Annotated in this window: 16 protein-coding genes; 5 read left to right on the top strand and 11 right to left on the bottom strand. The window is 50.5% G+C overall.

The genetic code is table 11. The features are described 5' to 3' along the window. Nucleotides 1–91 precede the first annotated feature (91 nt). The gene (gene rpoZ / locus ACNA05_RS08505; protein ID WP_415811023.1) at nucleotides 92–469 is read right to left on the bottom strand and encodes a DNA-directed RNA polymerase subunit omega; all 378 of its coding nucleotides are present in this window, start codon (nucleotides 467–469) and stop codon (nucleotides 92–94) included. 90 nt (nucleotides 470–559) lie between these two features. Next, nucleotides 560–1,078: a 2-amino-4-hydroxy-6-hydroxymethyldihydropteridine diphosphokinase gene (folK, locus tag ACNA05_RS08500; RefSeq protein ID WP_415811022.1), complete on the bottom strand. Its 519-nt coding sequence runs from the start codon at nucleotides 1,076–1,078 to the stop codon at nucleotides 560–562. Between the two features lie 20 nt (nucleotides 1,079–1,098). On the opposite strand from folK, the gene ACNA05_RS08495 reads away from it, so the two are divergent. Beyond that, nucleotides 1,099–1,671 carry a LabA-like NYN domain-containing protein gene (locus ACNA05_RS08495; protein WP_415811021.1) on the top strand — a complete coding sequence of 191 codons (573 nt, stop codon included), beginning with the start codon at nucleotides 1,099–1,101 and terminating at the stop codon, nucleotides 1,669–1,671. Nucleotides 1,672–1,674: 3 nt separating this feature from the next. Next, complete coding sequence (locus ACNA05_RS08490) at nucleotides 1,675–2,316, top strand: uracil-DNA glycosylase (protein ID WP_415811020.1); 642 nt, start codon at nucleotides 1,675–1,677, stop codon at nucleotides 2,314–2,316. On the opposite strand, the gene smpB is transcribed toward ACNA05_RS08490, so the two are convergent. Both smpB and dapA read right to left on the bottom strand, forming a co-directional pair. Continuing rightward, nucleotides 2,313–2,789, bottom strand: a complete 477-nt coding sequence (smpB, locus tag ACNA05_RS08485; RefSeq protein ID WP_415811019.1) for an SsrA-binding protein SmpB — start codon at nucleotides 2,787–2,789, stop codon at nucleotides 2,313–2,315. The two genes, ACNA05_RS08490 and smpB, sit on opposite strands and share 4 nt — an antisense overlap. A gap of 3 nt (nucleotides 2,790–2,792) precedes the next feature. After that, nucleotides 2,793–3,668 carry a 4-hydroxy-tetrahydrodipicolinate synthase gene (gene dapA / locus ACNA05_RS08480; RefSeq protein ID WP_415811018.1) on the bottom strand — a complete coding sequence of 292 codons (876 nt, stop codon included), beginning with the start codon at nucleotides 3,666–3,668 and terminating at the stop codon, nucleotides 2,793–2,795. 177 nt (nucleotides 3,669–3,845) lie between these two features. Here dapA and ACNA05_RS08475 point away from each other — a divergent pair, with 177 nt between their 5' ends. Continuing rightward, a complete protein-coding gene (locus ACNA05_RS08475; RefSeq protein ID WP_415811017.1) occupies nucleotides 3,846–5,831 on the top strand; it encodes a lytic transglycosylase domain-containing protein in 1,986 nt (661 codons plus the stop codon). A gap of 11 nt (nucleotides 5,832–5,842) precedes the next feature. Here the strand turns inward: ACNA05_RS08475 and ACNA05_RS08470 are convergent, their stop codons facing one another. Then, nucleotides 5,843–6,811, bottom strand: coding sequence for a threonine ammonia-lyase (locus tag ACNA05_RS08470; protein ID WP_415811016.1), 969 nt, complete (start codon nucleotides 6,809–6,811; stop codon nucleotides 5,843–5,845). Nucleotides 6,812–6,887: 76 nt separating this feature from the next. Here ACNA05_RS08470 and ACNA05_RS08465 point away from each other — a divergent pair, with 76 nt between their 5' ends. Continuing rightward, entirely contained in the window at nucleotides 6,888–8,534 is a 1,647-nt protein-coding gene (locus tag ACNA05_RS08465) for a long-chain fatty acid--CoA ligase (protein WP_415811015.1), read from the top strand. Here ACNA05_RS08465 and ACNA05_RS08460 read toward each other — a convergent pair. The 4 genes from ACNA05_RS08460 to kbl all read right to left on the bottom strand — a co-directional run bounded on the left by ACNA05_RS08460 (nucleotide 8,531) and on the right by kbl (nucleotide 12,797). Next, nucleotides 8,531–9,745, bottom strand: coding sequence for a multidrug effflux MFS transporter (locus ACNA05_RS08460; RefSeq protein WP_415811014.1), 1,215 nt, complete (start codon nucleotides 9,743–9,745; stop codon nucleotides 8,531–8,533). The two genes, ACNA05_RS08465 and ACNA05_RS08460, sit on opposite strands and share 4 nt — an antisense overlap. A 120-nt stretch (nucleotides 9,746–9,865) precedes the next feature. Then, nucleotides 9,866–10,486: a nitroreductase family protein gene (locus ACNA05_RS08455; RefSeq protein ID WP_415811270.1), complete on the bottom strand. Its 621-nt coding sequence runs from the start codon at nucleotides 10,484–10,486 to the stop codon at nucleotides 9,866–9,868. Nucleotides 10,487–10,536: 50 nt separating this feature from the next. Next, the gene (gene tdh / locus ACNA05_RS08450; RefSeq protein WP_415811269.1) at nucleotides 10,537–11,571 is read right to left on the bottom strand and encodes an L-threonine 3-dehydrogenase; all 1,035 of its coding nucleotides are present in this window, start codon (nucleotides 11,569–11,571) and stop codon (nucleotides 10,537–10,539) included. A gap of 23 nt (nucleotides 11,572–11,594) precedes the next feature. Next, entirely contained in the window at nucleotides 11,595–12,797 is a 1,203-nt protein-coding gene (kbl, locus tag ACNA05_RS08445) for a glycine C-acetyltransferase (RefSeq protein ID WP_415811013.1), read from the bottom strand. Nucleotides 12,798–12,867: 70 nt separating this feature from the next. Here kbl and ACNA05_RS08440 point away from each other — a divergent pair, with 70 nt between their 5' ends. Then, nucleotides 12,868–13,518 carry a uracil-DNA glycosylase family protein gene (locus tag ACNA05_RS08440; RefSeq protein ID WP_415811012.1) on the top strand — a complete coding sequence of 217 codons (651 nt, stop codon included), beginning with the start codon at nucleotides 12,868–12,870 and terminating at the stop codon, nucleotides 13,516–13,518. On the opposite strand, the gene pbpC is transcribed toward ACNA05_RS08440, so the two are convergent. Further along, nucleotides 13,459–15,486, bottom strand: a complete 2,028-nt coding sequence (gene pbpC / locus ACNA05_RS08435; protein WP_415811011.1) for a penicillin-binding protein 1C — start codon at nucleotides 15,484–15,486, stop codon at nucleotides 13,459–13,461. The two genes, ACNA05_RS08440 and pbpC, sit on opposite strands and share 60 nt — an antisense overlap. 11 nt (nucleotides 15,487–15,497) lie before the next feature. Beyond that, entirely contained in the window at nucleotides 15,498–20,435 is a 4,938-nt protein-coding gene (locus ACNA05_RS08430) for an alpha-2-macroglobulin family protein (protein WP_415811010.1), read from the bottom strand. Nucleotides 20,436–20,454: the final 19 nt, after the last annotated feature.

Below are 20,454 nucleotides of genomic sequence, written 5' to 3'. Positions count from 1 at the left end.
CGGTTAAACGCCGCTATCAAATGGTTTACGCGGTATTAGGTAATAAAAAAGCCGCCTCAAAGGGCGGCTCAAATACATTTTATTGAAACGCCTAGAAGCGCGAAGAACTGTCATTATCGCGATCGCCTTGCAAAGCGCGAAGAAGGTCTGCTTCATTCATTTCGCTCGGGCCTGCATTGTCGTCATGACCAATCGCCAGAACTGGAGCTTCCTCTTCCTGATCTTCAGGCAGGTCATCATCAAAAATAACACGCTGCAGACCGGTAACGAGACTTTCGCGCAAATCATCGAGGTCCAATGTTTCTTCAGCCAATTCACGCAGGGCAACGACAGGTGTCTTGTCATTATCGCGATCAACGGTCAGCGATGACCCAGCCGCAATATTACGGGATCGGTGGGAAGCGAGAAGAACCAAATCAAAACGATTCGGGACTTTTTCGACACAATCTTCAACGGTAACGCGAGCCATGGGGCATCCTGTAAACTTTATGGACGACTATACAGTCCAAAATTTGAAATTAAGGTGCGTCTATACTGTTTGAAAGGCTTAATTGCAAGGTCAAGAATCCAGCCAGTGCCGCTTAATCACAGCATGGTCAAGGACGTCTTCACTCGGCAATTCTGAGAGCAATTCTACAGAAGTTTTGTGTAAAGTCGGATGCGTCCACGTCGATTCTATCTCCCAAATAGGCAGGAGAACAAAAGCCCTCAAATGGGCCCTTGGGTGAGGCAGAATAGGACTATTCACCTCCACCTCTCCGGCAAAATCAATAATATCTAAATCAAGAGCCCGCGGGGCGTTTAAGACGCTTCGCTTCCGGCCGAGTAGAGCCTCCAGAGCGTGAAGCCTACTTAATAAGTTCTTAGCCGTCAGTGATGTTTCAACTTTTAGGGCCGCATTGACGTAATCGGGATGACCCAATTCGGGCGGCCAGGCCGGGCTATGCCACAGAGATGAAACGCCTATAATTTCAATTTCCGAACGCCTCATTTCAGCCACAGCCTGACAGAAGGTGGTTTCGGGATTGGACAAATTGCCCCCCAACGCGATATAAGCGACGTTCATTTTTTTATTCATTTTATTATTTGAGCACATTTATGGCCTTTTACCCAGACGAACGCATAGCCATGTTTATCGACGGTTCAAACCTCTATTCTTCAGGAAAAACTCTAGATTTTGATATAGATTACAAAAAGCTTCTCGATCTTTTTAAGAACAAGGGCCGCCTCATTCAGGCGAAGTATTACACTGCCCTGTTAGATCACGAAGATTATTCTCCCATACGCCCCTTAATTGATTGGCTAGACTATAACGGTTTCCACGTCATTACGAAGCCGGCAAAAAGCTATACAGACCGGGACGGCCGCAACCGCGTTAAAGGCAATATGGATATCGAGATGACCATTGATATGCTGAATATTGCGCCGCATGTCGATCACATTCTCCTGTTTACAGGGGACGGAGACTTCAAAGCAGTCGTTGAAGCCGTGCAGTCCAAAGGCGTCCGCGTTAGCGTAATCTCCACGTTAAAATCCCGCCCGGCCATGCTCGCTGATGAACTTCGTCGTCAAGCCAACGACTTTATTGAACTCGCTGATATGGGTAAGATTATTGGAAGGCCGAAGCGGGACTATTCCACAGAAGATGAACAGGAATATGAGGACGGATAAGTCGTGAGCTTGCGGTCGGAGCCAGATTTTAATTGCGCCCGCTGTCCGCGGCTGCGCGCGTTTATCTTAGAAAACCGTGAGAAACATCCGGACTTTTTTAATGGGCCTGTCCCTAGTTTCGGCGACCCGAAGGCAGAGTGCCTTATTATCGGCCTAGCTCCGGGCCTGAAAGGCGCGAACGCCACGGGGCGTCCATTTACCGGCGATTACGCAGGTGATCTGCTTTATAAAGCCATAGAAGAATTCGACTTTTCTAACGGGAGATATAACGGTCATGCAGCAGACGGCCTGACCCTGTCGCGGGTCATGATTACCAATGCGGTTCGGTGCGTACCGCCTCAGAACAAACCCGTAGGTCAGGAAATCAATACGTGCCGGGATTATCTCTTAGGACAAATGGCGGAATTGCCAGAATTGAAAGCCCTGCTTTGCCTAGGCAAAATTGCCCATGACAGCACAATCAGAAGTCTTGGCTTGAAACTTAAAGATTATCCGTTCGGCCATAATGTAGCTTATGACATTGGAGAGGGCCGGAAACTATTTTCGAGCTATCATTGTTCGCGTTACAATACGAATACAAAGCGTTTGACCGAAGAAATGTTCTTTGATGTCTTCAGTGAAATTAAAACCTTTTTGGGTCGTTAGCCATTTTCCCGCATTAGACGGGCTTTTTGCCTTTGCCAGTCGCGTTTCTTCTGTGTTTCACGCTTATCGTGAGTTTGTTTACCTGTCGCAATCCCAATCAAAAGTTTCGCCGTGCCAGCTTTGTTAAAATACAGCTTCAACGGGACAATCGTGCGGCCCTTCCGTTGAGTTTCCCCTAGCAGGACATTGATTTCTTTGCGCTTTAACAAGAGCTTCCGGTGACGGGTCGGGCTGTGATTAAATTGACTGGCGGGCGCGTAAATTGGAATATTGGCGTTGATCAACCACGCCTCGTTCCCCTCAACGCTTACATAGGCCTCAGCAATATTTGCTCGGCCTTCGCGCAGGGCCTTCACCTCTGTGCCGAGCAGTTGGATGCCGGCTTCCATATTGTCTTCAACGGCATATTCATACCGCGCACGACGATTGTCTGCGATCAGAGTCTTCGGCGATTTATCTTTGGCTTTGGCCATAATTTAATAGGATATTCCTGCACGGTTCATTGCCGCTTCAACGGCGCGTTTTGTTGAGTCTGCACAGGGGACTATGGGCAAGCGAACAGACGGTTCCATTTTGCCCATAAGCGAGAGCGCATATTTTGCAGGCGCCGGACTCGGACAAAGGAATAAGTCTTTATGCAAACAATCCAGTTTCGCGTTCAGCGACTTCGCTTTAGTGAATTCGCCCTTCAACAACGCCTCATGAAGCTCTGAATAGGCTTTCGGCGCAACATTTGATCCAACCGAAATTGCGCCCATTCCGCCATGGGCGGAGTGCCCCAAAGAGCTCGGGTCATCACCAGAGAGCTGAATAAAGCCCTCACCACAGCGGTCTACCAAGCCTTGGACCCGAGCGACGTCGCCTGTTGCGTCCTTGCATCCAATAACAGTTGGCAATTTAGACAACCGACCCATTGTATCATTCGTAATATCAACAACACTGCGGCCAGGAATGTTATAAACAACAATTGGAATATCGACAGATTCCGAAATCGCCTTGAAATGCTGGTAAATGCCTTCTTGATTTGGTTTGTTGTAATAAGGCGTAACCACAAGAATAGCGTCAGCCCCCTCTTCCTTGGCGTGCCGAGCGTAAGCTTTAGACACAGTGGTCTCATTCGATCCAGCACCCGCGATAACTGGAACGCGGCCAGCCGCCGCTTCAACCGTCAAGGCTATAACGCGGCGATGCTCAGCATCCGTTAAAGTTGCTGATTCACCTGTCGTTCCGCAAGGCACCAGCCCATGTGTGCCATTATCTATTTGCCATTCGATGAAACTCTGGAACGCTTTCTCATCGACGCTGTTATCTTTGAACGGAGTCACAAGGGCTGTTATCGAACCTTTTATCATTTTGCTCTTTCATGTAGCTATTCGAATCAATGGGGTTCGAATTTATTTAGGATTTACAGACGGATAATGAACAAGCGTCATAACTTTCTTTCAGCTTACCAAGCAAGTGCCCCTTTGCCAAACGCTGTAATTTCATTGTGTCGAAAGAAAATCTTTTCTCCGTTATTGATTAGTGTTTTGAGTCTTGTTCCCTTGCAAATGGCGCAGGCAGCTCCAGATGTCGAGCCCCGCCTTAAACCTATTGCCCCGGCCCTTTCAAACTTTCTTTCCGAACAAGATGCGCTCAGCCTGCGCAAAGCTATTAGCGCCGCCAACCGCGATGACTGGCTGGAATTTGAACTCTATGAACGCGGAATCGAAGATGAGACAGCGAAAACGCTTCTGATTTGGGTTCGCGCGGTTGAGGACCGGAATGCTTCTTTTGATATTTTGACTAAGGCCGCGCAAGACCTCTCTGATTGGCCACGTCAAGTCACCATTCGGGCGCGGGCAGAAGCCGAAATGTTCGACAACCCCCTCCCTCCAAAAGATGCTGTTGAATGGTTCAAAGGAGAGGCTCCTGTATCCGGCGAAGGACGGGCCGCCTTGGCGCGCGCAAATTATGCACTAGGAAATGATGAAACGGCTGATATGTGGCTTCGTTCGGCTTGGCAGGGCGCCAAGTTAACGCGGTCACGGCAACAAGACCTATTTTCGCAATTTAGTTCGAAGCTCACGCCAGAAGACCATGCCCGGCGCGCCGATCACCTAATCTGGAATGGACGGTGGTTTTTTGATAGCGCGCAAGCTCTGCTGCCTTTCATGGACCGGGCTGAACGCAACCTTATGGACGCCCGTCTACGTGTGGCGGCTGATCGAGCGGGTATGGATGCCGCGATAGACGCTGTGCCGTCAAATTATAAGGCTGACACAGGACTACTCTATGAACGCGCAAAATGGCGTCGCCGCAAGCGGTCAAAGGATTACGCTCTCCCCATTCTTCAGGAAGTTCCAGGCGCCCCAATCAATGACCAGGGCAAAGCTGCGCTTTGGCGCGAAAAACAGATTATGGCGTACTGGCTGATAAGCGAGAAACGCTTTGCCGAAGCTTATAACATAGTGCTCGATCACGGCTTCACAGATGGTGCAGATTTTGCTGAAGCCGAATTTCTAGCCGGGTGGCTCGCGCTGCGGAAACTCGGTAAAGCCGAGCAGGCTCAAATCCATTTCCGCAAACTTGCGGAAGCCGTTTCCACCCCTGTGTCCCTGGGACGGGGCTATTACTGGTTAGGACGATCTCAAACTGGCGCCGAAGCCGATGCCAGTTTTTTGGAAGCCGCAAAATACCCGAATACATATTACGGTCAATTAGCTACATTAGAGCTGGGCCAAGGCTCAGCCACGCTAAGCCTTCCGCCAGAGGCCTCTTCAGACACAGAATTAGAAACTCTAAAACAAGATGACCGCGTCAAAGCTATGCAGCTTTTAGGAGAAATCGGCGATGAGCGTCTTTTCTCTCAAATTGCCTTTCACCTTGATGGTGTCCTAGACACGCCGGCGGAACTGTCAGCGCTGGCGAAAATATCTAAAGATTACGGTTATATGCGGCCCTCTGTGAGAGCTGCAAAACAAGCCTCCCGTTTTCAGACCATGCTGACAGAGTCCGGCTACCCAAGAGTGCCTATTATCGAAGCTCTACCGAACGAATTCGAGACAGCTTTTGTTTATGCGATTGCTCGTCAAGAAACTGAGTTTGAAACAAACGCCATTAGTTCAGCCCGGGCTTACGGGTTAATGCAAATGATCGATTCCACCGCGCGTTACACAGCCCGAAAACACAATGTGGACTACAGCCAGACACGCCTTTTAACTGACGCCGAATATTCTGCGCAGCTCGGCGCTTACCACTTAAATGATCTTCTTGAACGGTGGGACGGCTCTTACATATTAGCGGCTGTCTCTTATAATGCAGGGCCGCATCGTGCAAAACAGTGGATAGAAACCTATGGTGACCCCCGCACAGGAGAAATCGACCCAATTGATTGGATCGAGTCAACACCGTTTTCAGAAACTCGAAATTACGTTCAGAGAGTTATGGAAAACATGCAGGTTTACCGGGCTCGCTTAAACGGAAACAGCGCGCCGCTTTATCTAGATCGCGACTTACGTCAGGGACAAAAATAAGCGGATTTGGATCAGAGACTTAAAGCCTGCTCCATTACCTCAGCGTCGACATTACCGCCAGAGCCAATGACTACCACTTTTTGGTCTGGCGAAAACGGTTTATACTTCATAATCGACGCGAGAGAGGCAGCGCCTCCCGGTTCTAGAATTACATCCAACTCCCGTTTTGCAAGCGCCATAGCGTGCAGACAGTCTTCGTCCGTGACCGTGAAAACATCTGACAAAGACTGTGAATTCACGGCCCAAGTCAGCTCTCCCGGCTGAGGCGTCATCAGAGCGTCGCAAAGGGTTGCGGGCGGTGAGGACAGCGATACGCGTTCTCCTGCTTCAAGAGACAGTTGGTGATCATTATAATTCTGAGGCTCTGCCCCAAATATTTTTGCTTCAGGACATGACTTTTGTAAGGCTAAGCTAATTCCTGCGCACATTCCTCCTCCGCCCAAATTCACAACAACAGAGTGAAGGTCTGGACATTGTTCAGCTAGCTCAATGCCGATAGTTCCCTGCCCAGCAATTATATATGGATCATCAAAAGACGGAACAACAACCCGTCCTGAGGATCGGGAAATATGTTCGGCAATATGCTCACGACTTTCTGTCAGTCTGTCATAGAAACGAATTTCCGCCCCATAAGAAAGTACCGTTTCGACCTTAATTTTCGGCGCGTCTTTGGGCATAACGATAATCGCTGGAACTCCCAGTTCATTTGCTGAAATTGCAATACCAATCGCGTGGTTTCCAGAAGAAAAAGCCACCACCCCTATCTTGGATTCTTGTGGTGACAATTGAGACAATCGATTTCGTGCTCCTCGGTATTTGAAAGCGCCGCCCTTCTGTTTTGCCTCCGCTTTTAAGAACAGCTGACAACCGCAAATTTCATCAACCTGATCAGATCGTAAGAGGGACGTTACACGGGCATGACCCTCTAGCCGTTTGGAGGCACTTAACACGTCTTCAAAACTGGGGACCCGACTATTCATAAATGACTCTCTTCATACACGCTTGCCCATTGACGGTAGACGATACGCGTGGAAAGAAAAGTCTAAATAAACCACAATGAATATGGGGACTATGATGCACGGCTTAATGATGAAACATGAGTTGATGATCAGCGATTTAATCGAACACGCTGCAACCGTTCACAAAGACCGCGAAATTTACACGCTCAATACGGATATGACGGAGCACCGCTATGGTTGGGGTGATTGCGCCGTCCGTGTTCGGAAGCTTGCGAATGCTTTGCTAGAAGCAGGCGTCAAAAAAGGCGACCGAGTTGCCACTATTGCGTGGAATAATTACCGCCATATTGAAATCTATTATGCGGTCTCATCAATTGGGGCGATCGTCCACACTATCAATCCCCGTTTAAAGCCCAATCAAATCGCTTGGATGGTCAATCATGCTGAAGACAGCATGCTGATGTTCGACACAACTTTTGGCCCGATTGTAGACGGCGTTTCTGCCATGTGCCCAACGGTCAAGAAATGGATATGCCTGTCAGACAAAGATAATATGCCGGACTACAAGACTGACGTAGAAGACTATGAGAGCTTCATCGCGGGCGCGTCGGAGACAATAGAATGGGAACGGTTTGACGAGAACACAGCTTGCACACTTTGCTACACTTCCGGCACCACCGGAGACCCTAAGGGCGTACTCTACTCTCACCGCTCCACAATTCTTCATGCCATGGCAGGCTGCTTTCAAGACGTCATTGGCGGAGGGTCACTCGACACCATTTTGGGCGTCGTGCCTATGTTCCACGTCTCCGCTTGGGGTCTGGTTTACTCCGCCGCGATGGTCGGCGCAAAGCTAGTCATGCCGGGTCCAGGGCTTGATGGTGCCAGTCTTTGTAAAATGATCAATCAGGAAGGCGTCACCCTGATGGCGGGAGTTCCGACTGTCTGGCTCGGAATTTACAACCATGCCAAGGAAAATAATATTGACTTAAAGACAGTAAAAAAAGCCTTGGTTGGCGGTTCCGCACTCCCTGAAAGCCTCCTCCGAGCATATGAACTGGATCTCGGTATCCCAATGCAGCAAGGCTGGGGCATGACAGAAACCTCGCCCCTAGGAACGACTTACTCTCCTTATCCTGGTACCGAAAATGATGATTATGAAGACCTTGTTGCTCATAAGCTCATGGCGGGTCGTCGTATCTTCGGCGTGGAAATGCGAATTGTAGACGACGAAGGAAATGTTTTACCGCAAGACGGTGAAGCCGAAGGACACCTTCATGTTCGCGGCCCTTGGATTTCTTCAGGGTATTTCAAAGGGGCTGGGGCCGAGAACTTTACTGATGATGGCTGGTTCCGCACAGGTGATGTGGGCGTGCTCCACCCCAAGGGTTATATGGAGATTACGGATCGCTCTAAAGACGTTATTAAATCCGGCGGAGAATGGGTGAGTTCAATAGAAGTCGAAAATGCCGCCTCAGATCACCCTGACGTCGCTATGGCTGCCTGTATCGGCATTCATCATCCAAAGTGGCAGGAAAGGCCTTTCCTTGTTGTGCAGCCTGTACCAGGAAAAACACCTGACAAGGAAGAAATCAAAGCCTGCATCGCACGTAAATGCGCCAAATGGTGGATGCCAGACGCTATCGTTTTTGTGGAGGCCCTGCCCTTAGGCGCGACAGGCAAAATCCTCAAACGAGAGTTGAAAGAGGAATATAAAGACTTTGATCTGGAAGGGGTCGCTTAAGGCTCCTTCCCCTCCCCGACGCCGAAAAGTTTCCCTTTCTCAGTGAAGAGTATGACGCTCAAACTGATGAGGCCTAGAAGCACATAGGCGATCAGAAGAGGACGTACGGTTCCGTCGAAAACGCGGGCTACGATAATGCCCAACAAGCTCGATAGGGTCATAGTAATAAAGCCGTAAACCGCATTTGCGGTTCCGGCAATTTTACCCATTGGCTCGAGCGCCAATGAGGTAAAATTTGCTCCCATCATGCCAAAACAAGCGAATGTCATCGCGAACAAGACATAAAACACCCAGAAGTCTTGGCCGACAAACTGCATCCATAACAAGTTCACCAGAGACAAGGCGATAAAGACAAGAACGACGGCGTGGCTGATGCGCCTCATGCCCCATTTGTCCACGACACGGCTATTGCTGTAATTCATGACCGCCAATACCCCTGCGATGCCGGCAAACCAAATCCAGAACCTATCGCCGCGCCCAAATACGTCATCAAAGACTTGTTCAGAGGCACCAATGAAAGAGAAAAGACAGCCAAATATGACGCCGCTGGCTATCATATATCCAAAGCTGATGCGGTTCGTCAGCACGGCATGAAAAGCCTCCCGAATGCTCTTCAGACTAAAGGGGCGGCGGTCTTCTTCTGGTAGGGTTTGAGGAAGACGAAATTGCGTCCACATAAAGACCAAAAAGGAAAACGCGCCTAAAACTCCGAATATCCATTCCCATGGAGCCACCGTCATGACGAGCGTCCCCAAAGCCGGGGCGATAATCGGCACTATCATAAAGACCGTATAAACGAGAGACATGATGCGAGCCATGGCGCGTCCCGCAGACAGGTCACGAATGACCGCCCCTGCCGCAACCCGCGTCCCGGCGCAGGTTATCCCCTGAATAAATCGGAATGCCAGAAGCCAGTAAAAACTAGGGGCAATCATGCACATAAAAGATGTCAGGAAATAGCCAATTAAAGAGGCCTGTAATAAGACTTTCCGCCCAAAACGATCAGAAATGGGCCCGAAAACAAGTTGCGGAAATCCAAACCCTAAAATGAAAGCAAAGACGATGAGCTGTTGGTCATTTGGATTGGCAATTTGAAGTTCTTCGCCAATGAGAGACAGGGCAGGCAGCATCACATCAATGCCAAGCGCCTGAAGTCCGAATACCGCTGCCATCATTGCCACAAACTCCCAAAGAGGAATTGGCAATTTCATGCTATCTCGTTTTACGGGTTTCGTCTGTGTCATTTCGGGCCTATGCGCCGCTCATCTTCATTAAGCAAGTCGCGAAATTGCAGGTCTTGGATGCGTTAATTCATAACGTCGATATAACTCTCACTCGATAAAGGTTGAAATATCCTCGAGTTTTTTCTTTATCAGGGCATGTTTTGGTACAGTCGCGCCTTCGGCCGGATGGCCAACGACCATCAAAACAAAAGTCTTCTCATTATCTGGCCGTCCACAAATTTCTCTTAAAAACCCCATAGGGGCAGGCGTATGCGTGAGCGTGCCAAGCCCTGCTGAGTGTAAAGCCGTGATAAGCAACCCAGTGGCTAACCCGACAGATTCTGTCACATAATAATTTTTCTTATCCTGGCCCACGACCTCACCGCCCCGGCGCTGTGCAAAGACAGCAATTAACCAGGGCGCGGTTTCAAGGAATGGCTTACTCTCATCCGTCCCAAGAGGGGCTAATGCGTGGAGCCATTCTTCTGACGCGCGCCCGCCATAAAACTCCGCCTCTTCAGCCTCAGCAGCGATACGGATTTTTCGCTTCGTTTCAGAATCGGAAATTGCCACAAAATGCCAAGGTTGGTGATTGGCACCGCTCGGAGCTGTTCCAGCAGCTTTGATACAGGTTTCAATAATGTCTTTCGGAACAGGCTTGTCGGAAAAATTCCGTATAGTTCGGCGCGTCAAAAGCCGGTTCAGGACAGCCTCAGAACGTTGCCGCATCTGCTCTTCGGTGAGGTCTTGATAGCCCTCTAACGGAACATATTCCTCGGTCACACTTGCGTCCAATCCAGTATGACCTTTCCTGTTTTACCCGTTTCCATAAGGTCAAAGGCTTTCTGGAACTCTGTTGCCGCAAAACGGTGGGTAATGAGCGGGCTCATGTCGAGGCCGCCGTCAATCAAAGCCAGCATTTTATACCAAGTCTCATACATTTGACGGCCATAGATACCCCGCAAAGTTAATGCTTTCCCGACAATTTTGCCAAAGTCGACAGGGTAAGGCTTGGCCGGAATGCCAAGCATCGCGATGTTACCGCCCATCAACATGCAATCCAGCATTTGATTGAAGGCTGGCTGGGCGCCGCTCATTTCGAGGCCAACATCAAACCCTTCATCTAGGCCGATTTCGTCCATGACCTTTTTCAGATCTTCATTCATTGTGTTGACCATGCGCGTCCGGGTCGTGAGCGTTTTTGCAAACTCCAAACGCCAGTCATTGATGTCCGTCAGCACAATACGCCGCGCCCCTGCGCGTTCGGCCACAGCCGCCGCCATAATGCCAATAGGCCCGGCGCCCGTAATCAGAACGTCCTCACCGACGAGATCAAACGCCAGAGTCGTATGCACCGCATTGCCGAGCGGGTCGAGAATGGAGGCAATCTCCAGGGGAAAATCCTTACCCAAAGGGATAACGTTAAATTCGGGGAGCGCTAGGTACTCGGCAAACGCGCCGGGCAAATTCACGCCTATGCCTTTCGTGTCCGGATCGAGGTGAAACCGCCCTGCCCGTGCATTCCGGGATTTCCGGCCTACCACATGGCCTTCTCCGCTGACGCGATCTCCGACTTTAACGCGGGTAACAGTCGAGCCGACAGCCACGACATGTCCCCCATATTCATGGCCCACGACAAGCGGAACAGGCACATTTTTCTGTGCCCACTCATCCCATTGGTAGATATGCATATCCGTGCCGCAAATGGCCGTGCGCTCGATTTTGATAAGCACTTCATTTGGGGTGATATCCGGCACAGGCACCTCTTCCATCCAGAGGCCTTTTTCAGACTTGGCTTTAACGAGGGCCTTCATGGTTTTTGGCAGGGTCTCAGCCATTAAATCACTCCTAGCTCTTTGCCGACCTTAGTGAAGGCAGCGATGGTGCGGTCAATTTGTTCTGGTGTGTGAGCGGCGCTCATTTGCGTTCTAATCCGGGCCTGGCCTTTTGGAACGACCGGGAAGAAAAAACCGATAACGTAAATGCCTTCATCTAAAAGCTTTGCCGCCATGTCTTGTGCTATATTGGCGTCGCCCAACATGACAGGAATGATTGGATGCTCCCCCTCCGGAAGGGTGAATCCCGCATCTGTCATGCCTTTGCGGAAGTGCTCTGAATTGGTTTTAAGCTGTTTCCGAAGGTTATCGCCTTGTTTTGCCAACTCAATCGCTTTCAGACTCGCCCCGACGAGACCAGGGGCCAGAGAGTTAGAAAATAGGTAAGGTCGCGAACGCTGGCGCAGCATATCGACTACGGATTGTTTCGCGCAGGTAAAGCCGCCCATAGCTCCGCCAAGCGCTTTGCCGAGTGTCCCTGTAAGGATATCGATTCCGCCTTCGACACCGCGAAATTCTGCTGAGCCGCGACCATTCTCGCCCAGAAATCCTGTCGCGTGACAATCATCGACCATCAGCAGAGCGCCGAACTCTTTCTTCAGCGCGACAATCTCGTCCAGCTTCGCGATCGTGCCATCCATAGAGAAGACACCGTCTGTTGCAATCAAGATGTTTCGCGCACCGTCGGCTTTGGCAGCCTTAAGCTTTTCGCGTAGATCTGTCATATCAGACGTTTTGAAACGATACCGCATAGCTTTGCAAAGACGGATGCCATCGATAATCGAAGCGTGATTGAGTGTATCGGAAATAATGGCGTCATCAGGGCCTAGCAAAGGCTCGAACAGACCTCCATTGGCATCAAAACAAGCCGCGTAAAGGATGCTGTCTTCAAAACCGAGCCAGTCTGCGATAGATTTTTCTAGCTCACGGTGTTGGGCCTGAGTGCCGCAAATAAAACGCACTGAGGCCATACCGAAGCCATGCTTTTGGGTGGCATCCTGAGACGCTTTAATCAGGTCGGGGTGATTGGCGAGTCCCAAGTAGTTATTGGCGCAGAAGTTCAAAACCTCTTTCTCTTTCCCGTCCTGGGTAATATCGATGTCAGAGGACTGATCACTCGTAATCAAACGCTCACTCTTCCAAAGTCCTTCCTCTTTAATGGACTCCAGTTCTTTATCTAAATCTGCGTAAAAACTATCTGACATGTACTGACCTCAAATCACCGAGCTGAATTTTCGTTCAACCAATAACATATTAACGCGTTAAACCAGAGCTATGACATCAGTTTCCCAAAATAATTTGCCTCTTAACCCAAATACAGATGCTTTATTAGATACAATTCGCCGCTGTGAAGTCTGTGCCCATTCCAACCCGCCTTTACCTGTTACGCCAAACCCCATCGTGCGGGGGACTAAAAAATCTAAAATTCGTATCATCAGCCAAGCCCCAGGCACTTTGGCTCACGCCAGCTCGGTTCCATTCAACGATCCCTCCGGCAAACGACTTAGAGACTGGCTCGGCGTTGACGAAACGGCTTTCTATAATCCCGATCTTTTTGCCATTACGCCCATGGGGTTCTGTTTTCCGGGTCAGGATAAAAATGGTGGGGATCTCCCACCACGAAAAGAATGTGCGCCGCTCTGGCAAGATCCTCTCTCCAACGCATTACCGAATATTGAGCTCATGCTTCTCGTCGGCATGTATGCGGTGAAAAGCTACCTTGGCCCCAAAATGGAGCGTAACCTAACAGAGACGGTAAGAAAATGGCCAAGTTTTGGCCCTGGCCTCATGCCCCTCCCGCATCCCAGCTGGCGAAATAATGGTTGGATAAAAAAGCACGAGTGGTTTGCAGATGAATTGCTCGCCTTAAAGCGGCGCGTGCGCGAGATTATCGGCGAGGAGAATACGAAATCGGGAAAGACTTGAACGCCCATCACTGTCCACAACCTTCAATGTATAAAACCCCGCTGATTTCGGTTTGAATGTCGCGGCTCCATATTTTGCGTCTAATATTTCTCCATCTACGTAAAACCGTAAATCTTTTGAAGACTGCGCCCGGAGCCGTAAGTCTTTTCGGCTGTTTCGGATAAGCACTTCGCTTCCATCGGACGGAAAAGAAATTTGGGGACCCGCATCCAAGGATGTTTTGAATGCCTTACTTTCTCGAATGCGATTGTCCACTATCCTAAGAGGTCTCTCAGAGCGATCCGTAAGACTATCGAAAACATCAAAAAGTAAGGGGGCCGCAGACTCGCGCCCTGTCTCGCCTGGACGCGGGGCTCCGTCGGGCCGGCCCACCCAAACGACAATCGTATGATCTTTGGCATAGCCTGCCGCCCAACTATCTCGTGCGCCATAAGACGTCCCTGTTTTATAAGCGATAGCTGACCGACTTTGGGACAAATGGCCCGGTAGTCGTCCTTGCGGCGGTGTCGCCGAGGTTAGTACCTCGGTGATTTTTTGAACCATGTCTGGCGGCAGAATTTGCACGCCTACCTCTTCCCGAGACTGCTCGAACTCCCAGTTTAGCGGTTTAGCGACGCCGTCATTGGCGAGAGCTGTGTAAAGCGTCGCTAGATCAACCGCCGTCATCCCGGCCCCGCCCAGTGCCAAAGACAAACCACTGTCTTCATCGCGGTGTTTCGGAAAACGCGGAATTGCCCCTGCCGAGGTCAAGAGCGCTTCGAATCTGGCAGAGCCGACTTGATCAAGGGCGGCGACAGCTGGAACATTCAATGAATGTTTCAAGGCGTCCTGCAACCGTACCTTGCCATGATAGCGTCGATTAAAGTTTTCCGGCTGATAGGCTCCGAAACGGGTCGGCGCGTCCCGTATCGTGCTGTTCATCGCCGCCTGTCCGTCGCTCATCGCAAGACCATATATAAAGGGTTTGAGCGTTGACCCTGGTGAGCGTATGGCGCGGGTCAGATCCAGCCAGCCACCCTCATGATCTCGCGCACCTGCTGTGACCTGCGCGACAACATTACGCGTTTTGTTCTCAACGACCAAAATGGAGGCGTTTACAGCGCGGTCTTGTTGTCCCAGTGATTGCGCCAAAACCCTGTGGGCCGATTGCTGAATTTGGGGATCAATAAAACTATGAACATCCCGGTCACGAGCCGAAAGGAGCGGCGCACCTATCTCTGCATCAGACGGAAAATCATTTATAAATTGCGGCACCGGGACGTCCTTGGCTTCTCGGGCCAATTGTTCTGTCAGCACACCCTCATCGACGAGTTTAGAAAGAATACGATCGCGCCCTGCCTTGGCCGCTACAGGATGTCGGTCGGGGCGGCGGGCTTCCGGAGCTTGCGGCAAAGCAATCAGCAGCGCGATTTCATCCCAAGTCAGCTGTCTTGGCGTTTTTTTGAAATAGCGCCAACTGGCCGCTTCAATTCCCTGAATATTGCTACCATAGGAAATACGGGTCAGATATTGTTCAAGTATGTCGTCTTTGGAGAAAACCAGTTCATATTTCAGAGCGGCAAGGCTCTCAATGGCTTTCGATTTTAATACGCGGGGACGCGGTTTATATTGCCGAACGAGTTGCATAGTTATGGTGGACGCGCCGGATTTTGCCTGTCCCGAACTGTGCCAGGTTTTGAGCGCCCTCCCTATAGCGGGGATGTCTACACCGCTATGTGAGTAAAAGCGGGCATCTTCTATGGCGAGAAGCGCACGGATAAAATTTGGGTCGATTTCTTCCAATGTTGGAGGCAAACGCCAATAGCTATCATTCGTCGAATAGCGCGCCAAAACCTGATCGTTCTGATCATAAAGCGTTGTCGCGTTCTCAGTCCGTACCTCATCAGACGCGATAGGAAACGTTAATAGTCCTATTATGCCGACCCAAGCCGTCGCAAGGGCAAGACCTAGCCATTTCGGATATTTCACCCGGGGGCGCATTAATTGCTACCAGGGCCTTGAATGATTAGTCTTTTTGCTTCGGTGCGACCGTTAAATTCCGGACGATACATATCCTCGGCAACGGCGCCCGGAAAGACGAAGTCACCCTGCGTTACAGCGCGCACAACATAGGCGACAGAAATCTGACCGTCATCCCAGCGATTGACGCGTTCGGATGCGACCAAGCGGTCATCCCGCATCTCCGCCATATCCAAATCCGTGAGATCGCCTAAGAATCGGTAAGGGCCGGTGTCTCCAGCTTCTTCCGGCAAGAGAATAGACTCAATCTCAACTCCGGCTGGCAAAAGGTCTGCAAGAACGATCATGGCAGACCGTTTTTGGGCCGGATCAATGGTCACTCGGATGATAGCGCGTTCGCCTTTTACAAGTTGGTTTTGGTTCGTGATTTGCCCGGACATAGAGAACATCTGCTTTTCAACATCATAACCTTGAGCGACGGCGCCAGGATCACTGTTCGGCAAGCCGGAAAGAGTCGCCGAAACCCAAACAGGCTTGTCACCCATGTTTTGGATAGTCTGGTTTTCAGAAATTGCCTGCCCTCCCAAATTAACTGAGTGGGAGGTTTTCGATTTGGTTAAATCTACGCCCTGCGTCTTCAATGACAACTCGCCTTGTCCCGCATCCAATGAGGCAATCATACGGACAAGATAGGATTGCTCCTGCGTGTTTAAATATTGAGCCTCTTGGGTGGCGGCGGCGACAAAGTTTAAGAGTTCGGAATTTTTATCTGCTCCGATATAGTTCTGCGCAACCGCAATCATAGCCGCGGCGTTTCTTAAATCCGACGCGTAATAATCGTCTGGATTGCCTGAACCGCCTCGCCGTTCATGTGCCAAGGTAAAAATTCGATTGGCGCGTCTAGTGTCGCCAATTTTTGATAAAGCCGTGCCGAGATATGTCAGAGCCAAAGGCGAGCTGATTTCTTTGGCATTGTTGTCGGTCAAATAACGTAAGTCCGGAACATCCACTTTATCGGCAAGAGCCAAAACATAATGTGCATAAGCGGCCCGTTCAAATCGGCGAATGTCTTGTTCCAAACCGCCGGAATTATTCCAGCCATAATTAAAGTTCAGATTTAGATTTGTATATCGGCTCGGTTCTGAGATTTTACGAACAGCTGATAAAGCTCGGTCTAATGCATCTTGAGGAACCGATTGTCCGTTTTCTTTGGCGAGCAAGAGAAACTCCGTTACATAGATTTGCAACCACGGCGAAGAATTACCGTCATTCACTCGCCAGAGACCAAACGCGCCTTGCGCGTCCTGACGCGCAACAAGCCGTTTTATGGCCAAATCAATTCTGGCATGTCTTTGTTCGTCACTGAGGCCTTGAATCCCGCCGAGCTGATTGACGAAGAGGAGCGGCATCGCCGTACTCGCCGTTTGTTCGGTGCATCCATAGGGGTAGATGGACAGGGCCTTTAGATAAGTCTGCGCGTCAAGACCCGGAAGGTTGGAAACCGACAGGGTTACATCCGTGGCTTCCGGGATAAACCCATCCAGATTGAGAGACGAAAGCGCATAACTTTGGTTGGGTGCAAGCTCTGTCAGACGTTTCAAGGCTTGGGGGCGATAAGGAGAACGTGTCTCGATCTGCCGCGCATTACTTCGGGCATACCCGTTGGGGCCTGCCACACTCAGGTTAAAGTCTGAGACGCCCAAGCCATCAGCGGCGATCGGGATCGTCACGTCCCGGCGCTCGTCCCGAGCCAAGCTGAAAGTCGTCGCGTCTTTAGACGTTAATTCTGAAATAGCTGTGACCGAGTAATCTCCCACAGGGCCATCCAGATTGTCGAGACTGACTGTTGCAATCCCTGTGTCGCTCGGGGCGAGAAAGCGCGGTAGCCCGACTGTCAGCGGAACAGGATCACGCACCGTTAAATCTCGCTCTCCGCTGCCGGCAGCCGATTTTGACCAAGCTGTCGCCATAAGGCGTATCTGTCCCTGAAAGTCAGGGATTTCCAAATCGATGACGGTTTGACCGCCCTTAACTTTAACGGGTCCCTGATAGAGCGCCACAGTTTGGGTCGGAACGACGCTGAGGCCCGCCCCGCCAAGGCTGTCCCCGCCCTGCGGCAGGATAGCAGCTGTCCCAAGATTAGGGTTTAAAAGCCGCGCATAATCATCACGCACATCCAGACTGAAAGCTTTTTTGCCGTAGAGGTATTCAGCTGCATCGGGACTTTCATATTGGGTCAGTTGCAAGATGCCTTCATCAACAGCGGCCAGGCTAACCCAGGCCTGTTCTCCTCTTGGAATGTTTGCGACTTGAACAGCTACTTCATAGGTCTGGCGGGGTTCAATTATTTCATCTGCCTCAAACGTCACAGCGAGAGTCTGATCCGAACGGTCAAGAGCAATATAGCTCATTCCGGCCGCGCGGCGCTGAATGGACTTTCCGTCTTTATCTTCCGGCGTGTAGAGTGTCAGCATGGCATAAACGCTGTCGCCCCAGCTTTTGTCGAACATAAATGTCAGGTCTGACTCCCCTTCCGGGAGAACAACAGTCTGAATGGATTGGACCGTTTCATTTGCAATAACGAAATCCCCAACGCCTGCATAAGGCGAATTAACTGAGAGCGTCACGCTTTGGCCGGGACTGACCTTTTCCTCGACCTTGCCCATAACAATGCGGTCGGGCGCATCGACTCCGCTACCGGGCCTCGCCCATCCAACATTAAACCGGAATGCCGCTTTATGACCTTCAGGCCCTGTGGCCTCTAAACGATATTGACCACTTGGCAGATTTCTTGACCAAGTAGTTGGCGTCCCAGTTGTCTCAATTACGCCGTCGAAAAGCGCAATGTCTGACACATCCTTACGATAACGCCACTTGCCATTTTCCCGATACCACTGAAAATCGTGAATTTCCTCATAGAGGGTCCAATTCAGCGCGCTATCAATGGCTTCGCCCGATGCAGACACATTCACAAGGTCAATACTAACGGGCGCATTGCGGCTCGCATAGTCGCCCTCAAATCCTGTTTTAAATCCGATATAACTGTCTTGCGTCCGTAACGGCACATATTGGGTTTTGCGCACAAAGCGGCCGCCCGGCTCTGCGACACCCGAGGTCACCATTAATCGAAGGGGGTAACTCGACTCTATACTCTGACCTGAAAGATCAACCGGCAGGCTCAAACGCCCATTCTCATCCGTGACCCCCGTGCCAATCTCAACAATGCGCTCTTCGAAAGTCTCTTGAGTGTCACCAAAATTGAAGCCTTTATAATTCTCAAAGGGATCATTTTCGATCTGGATACGGGCTTCAGCCTCTCCTTCAAGAGACGCCCCTGGCGCGCCGTAAAGAAAGTCAGCTTGTAAAATCAGAGTGCTTTTCGTCTCAGCCGTTAAACGCTCATCTGTTATGTTACTAACGAGTTTAAGTTTTTGCGGGACAAAGTCCTGTACATCAAACCTAACCCGTTTTTCAGCCTCCATACCCTCCGGTGATAGAGCTATAGTCCAGACACCTCTTGGTGCATCCGCCGGTAATTCGTAATCAATCGTGAGCGCGCCGGCCATATCCCGGCTTTGGTACGTCTGCTCAAAGGCTATGCCTCCATCCGGTTTTGTGAGCGTTAGCTTGACCGGGCGGTCAAACCGGGCCTCGCCTTTTTCTCCACGTAAGAGCGCTGTGAGGTAAACAGTTTCTCCCGGACGATAGACCCCGCGTTCCGTGTAAGCAAAAATATCAATCGGGCTTTGCGCCGTCCGACCCTCGACGTTATAGGCCGTCATATCTAGCGGGCTACGAGACAAGTCCAACATAGCAAAATCATTATTCGGGCCATAAGCCAGCACCATTTTCGGGGCTATATTGCCGTCTCCGCGCAGCAAAGCGGATGGAAAAGAAGCGCGCCCATCAGGGCCTGTCTCAACAGAGCCCAAAAGGTCATTGTTTTGAGCGATCAGATCAAGTCGAACATTGCCCACAAGTTCTGCCGTCTTCAGCGATCGAACATTTACATGCATTTCATCCGCGCCAGTATAACTCGTCAGCGCCATATCTGTGGAAACAATCCAGCGCCAAGCTTGGGCAACGCGGTTGTCATTTTCCTTTTCCGTCGCGCGCTTGGCCGTAACAATATAGGCCCCATAATCTAAGTCTTTGGTAATTTGCTGGAGCGGGAAAATGGTTTTTACGGCAGTATTGGACTCGTTCGCTACGTCCAGTTCGCCCGACCAAACCTCAACCTTTTCATCCCAAGCCTCATAGCCATAGCTATACTCCCCTTCCAGAGATTGAGACCCGGCATTTGGTTCTGTCTGGCTCAGGATGCGGTGGTTGACCCGCTCAACAGTTATGTCGAGTGTATCAATATTAACCGTTTCTATGGAAAGGCCGCCTGTGTTGGTTTTAGGCAGAATAATTCCGTTGTCGGTAAAGCCGATAAAGGCGGGTTTATCCCCAAATGACACGGTCACATTTTGATCTGCCCCGAGAACGAGATCCGACTTATTCGACGGCAAACCCTCCTTCAGGGTCAAATTATATTCGGTATCAAACGACAGTCCCCCGACACAGAGCGATTTTCCGCGAACAGACAGCGCTACCGCGGTCTCCGGAGCAATATCGATATAAGGGCGGAGTTCGACTTCTTGTTCTTGGGCAACTGGGCGATTGAATTCCAGACAGGCATTTAATCGGCCATTGGCGGTTTCATCGGGATACCAACGCATATACCGAAAAATCGAGGTCGTGGGATCATCGGTTTGCGCCTCAATTTCTGACTGCGGTTTGCCATCTGTAACGGGTTGAACTTCAATCCCAGCAGAGCTTGATCTCGTGCTTGATGCAGGAATGTCTCCGCCTATTCCGCCTGCAGGGTAAAATACATAGCCTGCCCATCCTGCCAGAGCGAAAGCCCCGATCCCAGCCAGTGTCGCGAAAATCCCTAATAACTTGCTTTGCATGAGGCACCCTTTGTTAGTT

This window comes from Litorimonas haliclonae (assembly GCF_965138505.1).
Lineage (GTDB): Bacteria > Pseudomonadota > Alphaproteobacteria > Caulobacterales > Maricaulaceae > Litorimonas > Litorimonas haliclonae.
The sequence above is the reverse complement of the archived record's forward strand: the minus strand, read 5'-3'. Positions and strand labels throughout refer to the sequence as shown.